Source organism: Sphingobium sp. JAI105 (assembly GCF_015752145.1).
In the GTDB taxonomy this organism is placed as follows: Bacteria; Pseudomonadota; Alphaproteobacteria; order Sphingomonadales; family Sphingomonadaceae; genus Sphingobium; species Sphingobium xenophagum.
The window spans coordinates 640,630-654,290 of record NZ_JADOUC010000002.1 but is presented as its reverse complement, the minus strand read 5'-3'; the positions used below and the strand labels follow the sequence as shown (position 1 = coordinate 654,290).

The 13,661-nt window shown below is 59.8% G+C and carries 8 protein-coding genes and 1 pseudogene; 4 read left to right on the top strand and 5 right to left on the bottom strand.

From position 1 onward, the window contains the following. Nucleotides 1–55 precede the first annotated feature (55 nt). The 4 genes and pseudogenes from IWY39_RS20480 to IWY39_RS20465 all read right to left on the bottom strand — a co-directional run bounded on the left by IWY39_RS20480 (nt 56) and on the right by IWY39_RS20465 (nt 7,251). On the bottom strand, nt 56–1,042 hold the full coding sequence (locus tag IWY39_RS20480; RefSeq protein WP_107125322.1) for an MBL fold metallo-hydrolase: 987 nt from the start codon (nt 1,040–1,042) through the stop codon (nt 56–58). Between the two features lie 103 nt (nt 1,043–1,145). After that, a complete protein-coding gene (locus IWY39_RS20475) occupies nt 1,146–3,479 on the bottom strand; it encodes an arylsulfatase (RefSeq protein ID WP_107125321.1) in 2,334 nt (777 codons plus the stop codon). A 188-nt stretch (nt 3,480–3,667) separates the two neighbouring features. Next, nucleotides 3,668–5,924, bottom strand: a pseudogene (locus tag IWY39_RS20470) (arylsulfatase). Nucleotides 5,925–5,961: 37 nt separating this feature from the next. Continuing rightward, nucleotides 5,962–7,251, bottom strand: a complete 1,290-nt coding sequence (locus IWY39_RS20465; protein WP_107125320.1) for an MFS transporter — start codon at nt 7,249–7,251, stop codon at nt 5,962–5,964. Between the two features lie 374 nt (nt 7,252–7,625). Here IWY39_RS20465 and IWY39_RS20460 point away from each other — a divergent pair, with 374 nt between their 5' ends. From IWY39_RS20460 to IWY39_RS20445, 4 genes are all read left to right on the top strand, one after another. Then, on the top strand, nt 7,626–9,728 hold the full coding sequence (locus IWY39_RS20460; protein WP_107125319.1) for a PQQ-dependent dehydrogenase, methanol/ethanol family: 2,103 nt from the start codon (nt 7,626–7,628) through the stop codon (nt 9,726–9,728). A 43-nt stretch (nt 9,729–9,771) separates the two neighbouring features. Continuing rightward, nucleotides 9,772–10,389, top strand: coding sequence for a nuclear transport factor 2 family protein (locus tag IWY39_RS20455; protein WP_107125318.1), 618 nt, complete (start codon nt 9,772–9,774; stop codon nt 10,387–10,389). 19 nt (nt 10,390–10,408) lie between these two features. Then, nucleotides 10,409–11,284 (top strand): LysR family transcriptional regulator, encoded by an 876-nt coding sequence (locus tag IWY39_RS20450; RefSeq protein ID WP_107125317.1) that lies wholly within the window; start codon nt 10,409–10,411, stop codon nt 11,282–11,284. A 205-nt stretch (nt 11,285–11,489) separates the two neighbouring features. Beyond that, complete coding sequence (locus tag IWY39_RS20445; protein ID WP_107125316.1) at nt 11,490–12,008, top strand: nuclear transport factor 2 family protein; 519 nt, start codon at nt 11,490–11,492, stop codon at nt 12,006–12,008. A gap of 205 nt (nt 12,009–12,213) precedes the next feature. Here IWY39_RS20445 and IWY39_RS20440 read toward each other — a convergent pair whose 3' ends face one another. Beyond that, nucleotides 12,214–13,635, bottom strand: coding sequence for a spinster family MFS transporter (locus tag IWY39_RS20440; protein WP_261376018.1), 1,422 nt, complete (start codon nt 13,633–13,635; stop codon nt 12,214–12,216). Nucleotides 13,636–13,661: the final 26 nt, after the last annotated feature.

Sequence of the window (13,661 nt, the reverse complement as noted above, 5' to 3'; positions counted from 1 at the left end):
AAAATATATAATGTCGCTCATAAGTTTATTACTATATTTCTCGCAATTTATAATTCTATTTTGATAGATCTATCGATTGAAGATCTTTGCCGATTAAGATGGGGCCGCTGTAATGCGCCCTTATTCCTTGTTCGACGACCTGCGTGGATTGGGGGGTCAGGAAGCCCGCGATATGCATCAGAACCAGCTTCTTGACCCCAGCCTTGGCGGCGAGCTTGCCAACTTCCTGCGGCGTCAGATGTTCGAGCGTCATGTGCGCGGCAAGTTCGGTGCGAACTGATCCGCTGTTGTCCACAGGCGCCGCGTCGACGCGCGGCGGCAGGACTTCGCTGACCAGAATGTCGGCGCCTTTCGCCAAGGCAGCGACGGCGTCACTTGGTCCGGTATCGCCAGTGAACACCACGGATCCGCTTGGCGTATCGAACCGATAGGAATAGCTTTTGTCGACCTTGCCGTCAGGCCCTACGGACTTGTGCCCGAAATGCGAGTTCTCGACCGCCGTAACCCTGACCTTGTCGTCAGAATAGATCAGGCCCGGCTGTTTGTCGTGACCGACAAAGCGCGTCTTGGCTTGTGGCAGGCTAGGGATGCCGGCGCGAAAAATCCGCTCCGACACGCTTAGGTAGCGCAACGCTGCGTCGACCAGGAATTCGGTCGCGGGCGGACCATAGATTTCGACCGGCGGCCCTTTGGCGCCGCGAAGCCCCGTACCAATCCAGTTGAGCGACATCAGCGGTTCCAGTCCCGCCGTATGATCGAGGTGATGATGCGTGATGAAGATTGTTCGCAGCGCGCCAATCGGAAATCCCGCCGCTACAAACTGATGTGCGGTACCCGCGCCCGCGTCGATCAGGTAGGGCGTGCCGCCGATGACGAGCAGGGAAGCAGGCTCCGACCGCTCAAGGTCAACGACCGGACCACCCTTAGTTCCCAACAGGATGATCCTGTCCTGCTTGGTCGGCGTTGCAGCGGAGGGCTGAGCCGTCGCGGCCCCTGACATTGCGGCAAAGGCAGTAGCCGCGAGCAACAAAAAGCGTGTCATTCCTTGATCTCCGGACGAAATCCTTGGTTGGGGCGCGGGCCCCCTGATGATCGGAACCGGGCCGGGCCATCACATGCGGGCCCGGCCTTGTTCCAGTGGAGCATCACGATGGTTTGGCCGTGCCGACCGTCACTTTCTCTATCTCACACCCGCAGGTCCGCGGTCCGGTGCGATCGTCCAGCGCTGGCCGCCCGATAATCGCTTCGCCGGCAAGGATGCGAATGATGCGATCGACAGGTGCAGTCTGGGTCACCTTACCGTCGACCTTCATGGTCAGCGTGAAGCCCTTGTCCGCAGGAACGAATGCGACCGAAATCTCATGAGTGCCAGGAGCGAGCGCGCCGCCGCCCTTCACTGTTCGGCGCTCCTGCGCCCGGCCCGACGGATTATACGTAAAGACCGGGACCCCGTTTTCCAGCGACAGCGCATAGCCCGACGGCACGCCCCCCTGGTTGAGGATCGGCCCGTTCTCCATGCCCTGAACTGTTACCTTCGCAACGGCTTCCCAGCCCGGCGTCAGTTCGGGGAAGGCAGCCGCCGGATAGCGTATGTCGCTCGGATAGTAGACATGGGCGACATTGGCTTCGATCGCTGGCGGTCGGAATTTCGAGTTGATCCGTTCAAAGAAGTCGGCGGACAAGGGATAGATGTTGAACTTTGCAGCAGCCTTGTCGAAATCCGCCCTCAATTCGGCGAGTTTTTCGGGATATTTGGCAGACACATCAACGGTCTGGGAATAATCGTTATTCAGATTGTAAAGCTGCCAGGTCGCTTTGTAGGGATTGGTCTTATTTGGCCCCCAAGGCTTCCAGTTCACGTCTGTTCCTGCCAGCCACCCGTCCTTGTAATAGGCGCGGCTGCCAAGCATTTCGAAATATTGCTCGCGATGGCGGGTCGGGGCTTTGGCGTCCTTGAAAGTATAGTTTAGCGCCACGCCATCGATCGGTTGCTGCACAACGCCATCCACCTTTTCCGGAGGTGCGATGCCGATGGCCTCATAGATGGTGGGGGCGATATCGATCACATGACTGAATTGGGTGCGAACGCCGCCCTTGTCGGCGATGCCCTTGGGCCATGAAATGACCATGCCATCGCGCAGTCCGCCCAATTTGGACGCGACCGTCTTGCCCCAGGGGAAGGGCGTGTTGGTGGCATAACCCCAGCCGACCGGATAGTTGCTCAGCACATGCTCGCTGCCCAGTCGATCGATGTCTTTCAACATGTCTTCGTCCGAAGGCTCGATACCCGCGAACAGCGAATAGACATTGTTGGTGCCGCGTAGATTGTGCAGCGCCGCGCCATTGTCGCCCTGGATGAAGATGATCAGCGTGTTGTCGAGTTGTCCGGTATCCTTCAGCCGCGCGATGATCCGGCCGAACTGATCGTCGGTATAGGCAAGCTGGGCGGCAGCGACCTCCATCATGCGCGCATAAAGACGCTTCTGGTCGGAAGACAGGCTGCTCCACGCGGGCACACCCGGCAACGGCGGCGCCAGCTTCGTATCGGGCGCGACCACACCCATTTTCTTTTGGCGAGCAAGTATCTGTTCGCGGACGACATCCCATCCCATGTCGAACTTGCCTTTGAACTTGTCGATCCACTCTTTGGGCGCCTGCTGCGGCCCGTGCATGGCACCCGGCGCATAATAGGCAAAGAAGGGCTTGTCGGGGTTGGAGCCATTTTGCGCGCTCATCCAAGCGAGCAAATGGTCGGCCATGTCCTTTTCGAAGATATAGTCGGGATCGTTGGGATCACGGCTGACACCGATATGATTTTCAAGCAACGGCGGATTGGCCTGATCCGTCCCGGCGGCGTTGAAGCCATAGAAATAATCGAAGCCCATGCCGCTCGGCCAGTGCGTGAACGGTCCCATCGGCCCCAGTTCCCAGTCTGGCGTATTGTGGTTCTTGCCGAACCAGGCGGTGTCGTAACCGTTATTTTTCAGCACCTGGCCCAGAGTTGCCGAGCTGTCGGGAATGACAGATGTATAGCCCGGCTCATCCACGGACACGTTGCTGATCGATCCGGATCCGACCGCATGATGGTTGCGTCCGGTCAGCAGCGACGCCCGCGTGGGCGAACACATGGCCGTCGTGTGAAACTGCGTGTATTTTAGTCCATTGCGCGCGAGCATGTCGAAATTGGGCGTCGGGATCGGCCCGCCAAACGTGCTCGACGCGCCAAAACCGACATCGTCGGTCAACACCAGCAGGACATTGGGAGCGCCTTTGGGCGCCTTGGGAATATTGGGATAATAGCGCCAGTTCCCGTCAGCCTGCGTGCGCAGCGGTTGCTGCTGCTGCGCAGATGCCGCGTCGCCACCAGCCTGTGCCAAAGCCTGCCCACTGAGGGAGGCGACGAGGCCGGCGGCAATCACACGCGCCATATCCTTCGCCAATCGCGCACGCACCCGCTTCAGATACCCTTGCCGCATCATCAGTCCTTTCCCAATCTTCTTGTCGACCCTGCTTGCGAAGGCCTTTGCTTTCCGCCGTTAGTCGGTAATCAAGCGCGCCGTCGTGCCAGAGGGGGTATCCGGCCAACTTGAGCGCAGTGCATATTGGTTCATACGCTTGGCGACTTGTTCCTGTGTGCACCCACAGGGGGCAACCGGGCCGGATATTTCTATCGCGCGCCGGTTTCCTTCTCCTGGCTGATCGTTACGGACAGCAGCCGCCCTTGATAGGCAAAGGGCAGTTGCATATCGTCGGCGACAGATTCATCACCCAACTGCCCAACGGAGCCAGCAAGGCCGAGGAAAGAGGACGACATGGGTGTAGTCTGGCGAGCCACTTCCTTGCCATCGACCGACAGTTCCAATGTCCCTCCCCGGCCCGGCATGGCGTCCGGGACGAAGCGCCCCATAATGCTATGCTTGCCTGGGGAGAGTGGCTCAGACCCGCTCAGCCGGATGGCGGTATCATGATCGGAAGGATCGTAGAGAAAAACCGGCTTGCCGTTGATGACGAAAAGCCCCCAGCCCATCGCCCAGCCGCCTTGCGCGACCAGGGTTCCGTCCCCTCCTGCCGATGGAACATCTACTTGTGCGCTGGCTGACCATCCGGTCCGCATCAGGCTGGGGAAGGCGCCATAGTTGAACCGCGCCGTGCTGGGATAATATGTCACGCTGTTGCGTCCCCCCAAAATCGACGGACGAAAACGGGCATCGAGACGACTGAAGAAATCGGAGGTCAAAGGGAAGACGTTGTTCGCCTTCGCAGCCGTTTCGAAATTGGCCTGCAACGCGGCGAGCTTTTCGGGATGTTTGGCCGCCAGATTGACGGACTGCGAATAATCCCGATTGAGATCGTATAATTCCCACTTGAATGCGAGCGGGTCGACATGCGTCGGACTATGATCCCATGTCGGGCGTGCCGGGACCGTGTTGGCGAGCCAACCGTCCTTATAAAAACCGCGATTGCCCATCAGTTCGAAATATTGCTCAGTATGGCGGTTCGCGGCCTTTGCCTCCCGAAAGGTGTAGGCAAAACTCACGCCGTCGATCGGCATCTGATCGACCCCGTTCATCTGCGTGGGCGGAGTAATGCCGATCGCTTCGTAGACGGTCGGCGCAATATCGATGACATGGGTGAACTGCCCACGGGTCTGCCGCTGGTCGGCGACATGGCCCGGCCAGGATACCACCATGCCGTTCATCGTGCCGCCAAGATGTGACGCAACCTGCTTGGAATATTGGAAGGGCGTGTTCATCGCATAAGCCCATCCCGCCTGATACACGCCCGCGCTGTGCGGCCCGCCCAGACTGTCTTCCTTGCCAATCATCTGATCCCATTCAGGATCATTGTTGTTCATCGAGGCATATTCATTGTTCGTACCCCGCGGCCCGGCCTCTTCCGACGAGCCATTGTCGCCCTGAACGTAGATGATCAGCGTATTGTCATATTCGCCAAGCCGCTTGAGTTCGCCAATTACCCGGCCGAATTGATCGTCGAAGAAGGCGAGTTGGGCGGCGTAAACCTCCATCATCCGCGCCGACACTTTCTGCTGCTCGGGCGTAAGGGAATCCCATGCCGGGAGAGCGGCTTCACGCGGATTGAGGCGCGCATTCTTGGGAATGACGCCCATTGCCTTCTGGCGCTTGAATATCTCGACGCGCAGCTTGTCCCAGCCCATATCGAACTTGCCGCGAAACTTGGCGATCCACTCCTTGGGTGCCTGCTGAGGGCCATGCGCTGTACCGGGCGACCAATACATCAGGAAAGGCGCATCTGGGCGCAACGACTTCTGCCCGCCCAGCCACTGGATCGCATGATCGGCCGTATCGCGATCCAGAATATAGTCAGGCTTGCCGATATAGGGACGGATGGTGTTGAGATTTTCGGTCAGGATCGGCGCGAACTGGCTGGTTGCCGGTCCATTGAAACCGTAAAAATAGTCAAAGCCCAGCCCCAGTGGCCATCGGTCGAACGGCCCGTAGGGCGTCAAATCCCAGGGAGGCGTATTGTGATTCTTGCCAAACCAGGAGGTGTCATATCCATTGGCCTTTAACACCTGACCGATCGTCGCGGCAGTTTTCGGGATGGACGCATTATAGCCGGGCGCGTCCATCGACACCTCGGATATGGCGCCAAACCCTACCCGGTGATGGTTACGGCCCGTCAACAGCGGCACGCGTCGGGGAGCACATCGCGGTCGTGTGGAAATTATTGTATCGAACACCCTGCGCCGCCAGTGCGTCGTAATTTGGCATGGGAATGAGCCCGCCAAAGGTGCTGCTTGCCCCGAAACCGACGTCGTCGGTCAGGACGATGAGGATATTGGGTGCCTGGGCGGGAGCCTGCGGGCGGGCGGGATAGGTCTTGAATGCCGGCTGCGGCGCGGCGAGGCTAGCGCCGCTGGCAAGAACTGCAGTTGCCGGCATAACCATTGCTGTGGTTGCAGCTATCAGCTTGATCCAGTTACGCACGGTCGCAATTCTCCTTAGTAATCGTCGGCAGCGCCATGATGCCGGTTCGCTCTGCCCTGCCGATGATCAACACCCATGCGATGCACAGGGCGACAGGGATAAGAGCGGCGAGCATGAAGCCGCCGACACCTGCTACATGAGCGACCAGCCAGCCGCCGGCCAACGGCCCGCAGATCGCACCTGATCGCGTGACGGCGATTGACAGGCCGACAAAACTGGACAGCAGATGCTGCGGATAGAAAATCATGCCAAAAATGGTGATGGCGATATGGGCCCCGGAAATTCCTACGCCTATGGCCAGTAGCAACAGTGCCCAGAGCGTCCCGCTATAGGCAGTGACGGCGATGCCGATCAGTCCGGCGGCTGCGCAAAGATATCCGCCAACAAACGTCCCGACCGCGCGACCCCGATCCAACTGATAGGCGAAAAAAAATCCGCCCACGATGCCGCCAAACTGAAATAATCCGCTGAGCCGTGCGGCCGTGTCTACCGGCATGCCACCACGAGGCAGCAGGGTCGGCAGCCAATTTATCATCATATAGATGAGAAACGTATTGGTCGTCGCCAACCCCAGGAGCAGCAATGTCTTGATCCGGTGGGCAGGCAGGAATAGCTCAAAAAGCGGAGAGGCTGAAGGCTGCCGCTTGGTTTTGGTGGACGAAGACGGGATCGTCTGCTGATGCGACGGCATCAGGATCACCAGACCGGCTATTGCGATCAGCGTCAGCAGCCCCGCTATCACGAACAGCGCCTGCCAATTGCCTATTCTCACCACCGGCGCAACAATCAGGGCGGCTGTCACCGAACCCACGGGGATCGCCGTATTGACGATCGCCAGAATTCTGGCGCGCATATGCACGGGCGCGATGTGGGCCACGCTGGCCGTGACATTGGGCAGGCACGCGCCAAGGCCGATGCCGGTCAGCAAGCGCCAGACGACGAACGCCCAGATATTGTCTGCTGTGGCGGTGCCGAAAGTAGCCCCCGCCGCCAGCATGCCCGTCCAGACGATCATCCGCTTGCGACCGAACCGTTCCCCCAGCGGGGCGAGCAACACCGACGCGAGACCGATGCCTATCAGGACGGCGGACAGGCTGAGGGCGAAGGCAGAGGGAGGCTGGCCCCATTGCGCGCTCACGCGTGGCACGGCGAGCGGCATTGCAGCGAGGTCCAGCCCTTCGATCAGCATGAAGAAAGCGCAGAAGAACAGGATTGCGACGGTTCGCGCGGTTAGCCGGTCATGAACCGTGCCAGAGGCGTCGATCGCCTGGTCAAGCATCATTCCCACCTCTCCTCGCCAGCCTTCTGGCCTTATGCGCCGCCGCCGCTGGCACTGCGTCCATGGTACAACGCATAGGCCCACCAAAGACGGGAGAGAACGTGTTAAATCGATAGGGAGTGATAGCATTTTACCTATCGCAACCTTTCGCTTTTTGGGGTTCCCCTGGCCCCCTCTGACGAGCAATTGAGGGTCATAAGCTGTCTCCAGAGAACAGGAGAAAGCGCGGACGAAAGAGGATGGCGAAGAACGGCAAGAAGGGTGGTAACAGGAGCGGGTCAAAGGCCACCGGGTTGGCCGCTGGCGCAATCCGCTTCCGATTTCATCCTGACGCGCCTTGTCGCGCCTGTTCGCCTGATGGGCTGAGAGATCGTTACATGAAGGGCATCGCAGGACTGGCGTGGATGGCAGGCATGATCGCCTTGCTGAGCGCCTGTGGCGGGACGGATCGACATTCCGCCACCCGCGATGGTGCCGACTGGCCGACGACCGGCGGGACGCTTGACGCCCAGCGCTTCAGTCCGCTCAACAGCATCAACCGGGACACGGTGGGCCGACTGGGCCTTGCCTGGTCGGTTGATCTCGACACCAATGCCGGTCAAGAAGCCACGCCGATCATGCGGGACGGCACCCTTTACATCATCAGTGCTTATGACGTGGTGCGCGCGGTGGACGCGCGGACCGGCGAGGTGCGCTGGACCTATGACCCGCAGGTGCGTGCGGCGGCCGCACGCTCATGTTGCGGTCCAGTGTCGCGCGGCGTAGCGGTGGAAAACGGGCTTGTCTATGTGGGGGCGCTGGACGGTCGCCTGATCGCGCTCAATGCGCAGGACGGCACAGTGCGCTGGCAAGTGCAGACGCTGGACGACGCCTGGCCGCCCGCTGTCAACTATTCGATCACGGGTGCCCCCCGCGTCATCAAGGGGCGTGTCATCATCGGCAACGGTGGCGCGGAATTCGGCGCGCGCGGTTTCATCACCGCCTATAACGCCCAAAGCGGGAAGAAAGAGTGGCGCTTCTACACAGTGCCCGGCAAACCGGGGACTAGGGACAATGCCGCATCCGACGCGATGCTTGGTAAGGTACAATCGACATGGAACGGGCAATGGTGGCGCTGGGGCGGCGGTGGCACTGTGTGGGACGCGATCGAATATGATCGCGAACTTGACCTGCTCTATTTCGGCGTCGGCAATGGCAGCCCGACAAATCATGGGCTGCGCAGCGACGGCAAGGGCGATAACCTATTCCTGGCCTCAATCGTCGCTGTCCGTCCCGATACCGGCGAATATGTCTGGCATTATCAGGAAACACCGGCCGAAAGCTGGGACTATACTGCGACACAGCCGATCATCCTTGCGGACCTCGAAATAGGCGGAAAAATGCGCAAGGTGCTGATGCAGGCACCGAAAAACGGGTTCTTCTACATTCTGGACCGCGCGACCGGCGAATTGCTGTCCGCCGACCCCATCGCCAAGACGACATGGGCCAGCCACATCGATCTCAAAACCGGGCGCCCGGTGGAAAATCCGGATGCCCGCTACTATCGCACTGGCAAGACGACGATCCTGTATCCAAGTTCCGGCGGCGCCCATAATTGGCAGCCCATGTCCTACAGCCCACAAACCGGGCTGATCTATCTTCCGGTCATGGAAATGGGCATCCCGCTCAGCCAGGGTGGCAGTCAGACGCCGGTCCCCGGGGTCTATAACACCGGCACCGACATGCAGGGCGGAACCGCCTGGAACGCGGAACAACTGAAAACCATCCGCCAGGATACAAAAGGGTTCCTGATGGCGTGGGACCCCGTACGGCGAAAGGTCGCATGGAGGCGCGAGCTCGCTGCCAATTTCAACGGCGGCGTGCTTTCGACGGGGGGCGGCCTGGTGTTCCAGGGTAACGCTGAACGGAAATTCGCCGCTTATGATGCCAAGAATGGGGAATTGCTCTGGCAGTTCGATGCGCAGACCGGCATTGCCGCCGCGCCGATCACCTACGCGATCGATGGCATTCAATATGTCGCGGTCATGGCCGGATGGGGTGGCGCATGGCCGATGCTAGGCGGGCAACTGGCGGAACAGCCGGTAAACGGGGTAGGACCCAACCGCCTGCTGGTGTTCCGCCTCGACGGCAAGGGTATCCTGCCACCCCTCTCGAATGCAGCGCCTCGGCAGCTCGATCCGCCGACCGAAACGGCATCTGCAGACCTGATTGCGCGCGGTAACGGTCTCTATGGAGAAAACTGCCTGCGCTGTCATGGCATGGCGGCGGTTAGCGCCAGCATGGTGCCCGACCTGCGGTACAGCGGCGCGATCCACAACGCCGACACCTTCAACCAGATAGTGATAGGCGGCGCGCTCAAGGACCAGGGAATGCCCGGTTTCAGGACGCAGATCACCGCATCCGACCTTGAAGCGATCCGCGCCTATCTCATCCATCGCGCCAATCAGGATGCGAAAAGCAACGGGTCTGGCACCCGGTAACGCGACGTACGTCAATGTTAATCAGTGCAGTAGAGGATTTTCCATGACCATCGAGGCCAAGTTACAAGCTCTCACCGAAGCTCTGGCACGTGTTGAAAAGCGCGCGCAGGCGGCAGAAGACTATATCGCCATTTCCAATCTCCAGCGGACCTATGGCTATTATGTCGACAAGTTCCAGTGGGAACAGGTCGCCGACCTGTTCGCCCGCGACGCGATCATCGAAATCAACGCGCGCGGCAAGTTCAAGGGGCATGAGCGTATTCGCGAATATATGCGCCATTTCGGGCCGGCGCAGCGCGGCGTGCTGATGAACCATATCCAGTTGCAGCCAGTCATCCACATCGACGAGGATGGCGAGACCGCGCGGGGCCGCTGGCGTGCGATGATGCAGGTCGGCGAATTAGGCGGTGTCGCCCGTCTCGGCGAAGCGATATACGAAAATCGCTATATCAAGGAGGATGGTGTCTGGAAAATCGCATCGCTGCGCGCATACCAGACTTTCTACGTTCCCTACGAAGGCGGCTGGGGCAAGGAAGCCCTGCCCCTCGTTACCCATTTCGACGACCTGGAGCCGGACGAATATAGCGAACCCTATCCGGTCTTTCCCGATGTCTTTGTTCCGCCCTATCACTACACCAATCCCGTGAGCGGGAGGGAGTGAGGAGGAAGCGCGTGTCGCGATGTTGACGATCCGGCAGATGATCATCTTTGCCGCCGTGGTCAGGCATGGCAGTTTCCGTGCCTGCGCGGAACAGGCTGGCCTCACCCAGGTGGTCGTGAGTGCGCATATCCGCGAACTCGAAAACAGGCTGGGCGTGTCGCTCTTTGAGCGGCGCCCCGGCCATGCCGCCGCATTGACCACGAAAGGGCAGCATGCGTTCGAACGCATCTCCGCGATCCTGGCCGACCTGAACGATCTGCAACGCGAACTGACGGGCGAACAGACCCGCAGGACACTGAACCTTACGACCTATGGCTTCATCATGCTGAAGTTGCAGGACAGGATCGACGCCTTCGAGGACGCAAGGCCGCAGATCGAACTGCACATTCGGCTTGATCCGCCGGATAATCGGACGCTGGCTATGCAGGTGCATCGGGGCGAGGTTGATCTCGCCTGTTTTTATACAATGGATCAGGATGAAGTTCCGGGCAGCGTACATGTCGGGCACGAGCAGCTCGCCATCTACGTCGGACCGGACCATCCACTGGCCAATGCAAAAGATGTGACCGGCGCAGAGCTCGGCCGTCATCCGGCCATCATGCTCCGGCATGAAAATCCGCAACGCCGTCTGACCGATCTGGCGTTGGATCGCATCAGTGCTGTTCCGGGCAAGATCATATTGGAAACGGACGCGCTCGCGCTGATGCTCAATAATGTGCGTCGCAACCGCGCCTGGATATGCTTGTTTCAGGATTCGGTAGACGACATGATCCCTGGGCTTGTACGCGTGGACCTTGCCACGCCGTTGCCGCCTGTCGAGATCCGGCTGCTCTCACGCCCCTCGGCGCGGCATGACCCCAATCTGATCGCCCTTCGCGACAGTTTTTGCGGATAGACGTCCGCAACGATGCACGAGCCGCGACGGAACATGCCGAAATCGGTCTTCATGCCATTCTGGCCTGACAGGTCCCTTGCTCCAATGCCTTAAGACCGGAGCCGTATCGGGCCTTGCAGTATCCCTAACGAATGTTACTGTTATCTAAACAACTAAACACGCTTTGCCCCGTCGGCGTGAGCGAAACGAGGAAGAGGATTTTCAGATGCGAGATCAAACGCCCGTCACGATCCTGATCCCGGCGGCGCAGGTGCCCGAAGGCCAGACTCCGCCTATGATCGCAGCCGATCATGATGCGCTGCTGGGCAGCGATGATCCGCGCCTGCGTGCCAACAAGCAGTTATGCTACGATATGTATCGGACGTTGTTGCAAGCCGGTCGCGCCGACCGCGTGCGTGAATTCATCGGTCCTCACTATATTCAGCACAACCCCAATGTCGTCAGCGGTGCCGCCGCGCTGGAAGAGTTCATTCGCAATTCGCGGCCCGAACGACCGATTGAGGATCGCATTGCGTTGCCCTTGACCGCCATCATAGCGGAACGAGATATGGTAACGTTCGTGTTCGTGCGCCAGGAAAAGGACGAGGCTGGTGATACCTATTACACCAGCTGGTTCGACGTTTTCCGGGTCGAAAACGGCCTGATCGTCGAACATTGGGACCCGGCAATGAAGAGCGCGGAGATGCTGAAACTGGACCCGAACAAGAAGCGGATCGATCCCTGATTCCTACTCGATTTCCGGGCAGCGCCACTATCAGGGCAATGCGTGGGTTGCATGCCGTTGGTCGACGGAACAGGCAACGGTCTGGCCGAACAGCGGAGTGCGCCTGTTGAAATATAGGTAGCTGCCCATCGTCCGAGCGAGGCGCGTAATGGACGAAAGGGCCGCCCGTCCTGCACTAGGCAGGAGGAGCCGCCCCTAGCCGACCCTAGACGCGTCGGTATCTCGCCGCCCAGATAAGATGCAGGCCGCTCCATATATAGAAGGCACCAAAGCATGCGATTGCCAGCCGGATGCCGGTCGCGCCGGCTTGCGCACAAGCCGATCCGGACACTTGCCCTACAGCGCCAGCGCACTGGGCCGCGAAATTGGCTGATCCATAGGCCCAGGCAGAAAGATGATCGCTGGCGAGGCCGGCAATCGGCGGACCAAAGCCCTGCCCCGTCAAATACATGATCAGCAAGAACAGCGCCGATCCGGTCGCGCGACTACGCGAATCAAGCAGTCCATGGAGCGCGGCGATGGCCGGTCCCATCGCCATGTAGAAAAATAGCGAACCCGCCAGCATCAGGCAAAAGGCGGGAACCAGATCCTTCTGCATGACCCCTATAATGAAGATCGGTGCGCCAACGATCGCACCGATGCCGGGCACCGCGATCAACATTCGCGCATCGCGCCGGGCCAGCCATTCAGCGCCATAGCCGCCTGCGATCGTTCCGATGGCAGACGCTATGCCGCTCAACAGGCCGAAGGCAAGCCCCGCCTGTCCTACGTCCAGATTGAAGCTGCGGGCAAAAAAGGCAGGGAGGAAGGTGTTGATGCCAAAGGCACCCAGGCTGACGACAGATACGCCGATCAGGATATGCCGCATGCAACGATCGCGTACCAGGATCAGGAAAACATCCTTCAAACGCATTCGTTCGGCATCGATCGCAACATCCTGGCGTGCAGGCTCACGCATCACGAGCAACGCCAGGATCGATACAAGCAACCCGATGCCACCGATCACGTAGAAGGTAGCGCGCCAGCCGTGCGAGGCGGCGATCGACCCGCCAATGGAGGAGCCCAGGAAAGCCGCGACGGGAACGCCCAGCATGAACAATGATATGGCCGATGCTCGCTTTTCAGGAGGATACATGTCCGAAATCATCGAATGGGGTGGCGCTTCTGTCCCCGCACTGCCACCAGCCATCCCGAACCGCGCTGCAATCAACTGCATGAAACTGCTCGTCGCGCCGCAAAGCATGGTGAATGCCGATGCGAACATGAGCGATCCAGCCGCTACCCATTTGCGCGGATAGCGATCCGCCAGCCAGGCGAGCGGCAGCGACGCAAAGGTGTTGATCACCGCGAACGCGGTGCCGCCAAGCAGGCCGATCTGAAAATCGCTCAGGCTGAAATCGGCCTTGATCTGCTGCGCGACCAGCGCAATGACAATCCGGTCAATGAACCCGAAGCCGTAGATGGCGGTGAGCAGGAACAGCGCGATCCTGCGTGCGCCGGGCGTCATGGTCGCCCCCCTGTTACCGGCGGGCGAGTCGGAAAGATGGATTGCATGGTCGATCCTCTGGGTGATTGGGGGAAGGGCAGCAGACGGCACATCAAAACGCGCGGCGGCTTTCGTCGCCACGGTTAAGCTCCCTTCCCCAGCCGGTT

Bases quoted from the DNA above. Each gene is read 5' to 3' on its own strand.
- IWY39_RS20480 (WP_107125322.1), bottom strand. From the start codon at position 1,042: ATGACACGCTTTTTGTTGCTCGCGGCTACTGCCTTTGCCGCAATGTCA.
- IWY39_RS20445 (WP_107125316.1), top strand. From the start codon at position 11,490: ATGCGAGATCAAACGCCCGTCACGATCCTGATCCCGGCGGCGCAGGTG.
- IWY39_RS20460 (WP_107125319.1), top strand. From the start codon at position 7,626: ATGAAGGGCATCGCAGGACTGGCGTGGATGGCAGGCATGATCGCCTTG.
- IWY39_RS20475 (WP_107125321.1), bottom strand. From the start codon at position 3,479: ATGATGCGGCAAGGGTATCTGAAGCGGGTGCGTGCGCGATTGGCGAAG.
- IWY39_RS20455 (WP_107125318.1), top strand. From the start codon at position 9,772: ATGACCATCGAGGCCAAGTTACAAGCTCTCACCGAAGCTCTGGCACGT.
- IWY39_RS20450 (WP_107125317.1), top strand. From the start codon at position 10,409: ATGTTGACGATCCGGCAGATGATCATCTTTGCCGCCGTGGTCAGGCAT.
- IWY39_RS20465 (WP_107125320.1), bottom strand. From the start codon at position 7,251: ATGATGCTTGACCAGGCGATCGACGCCTCTGGCACGGTTCATGACCGG.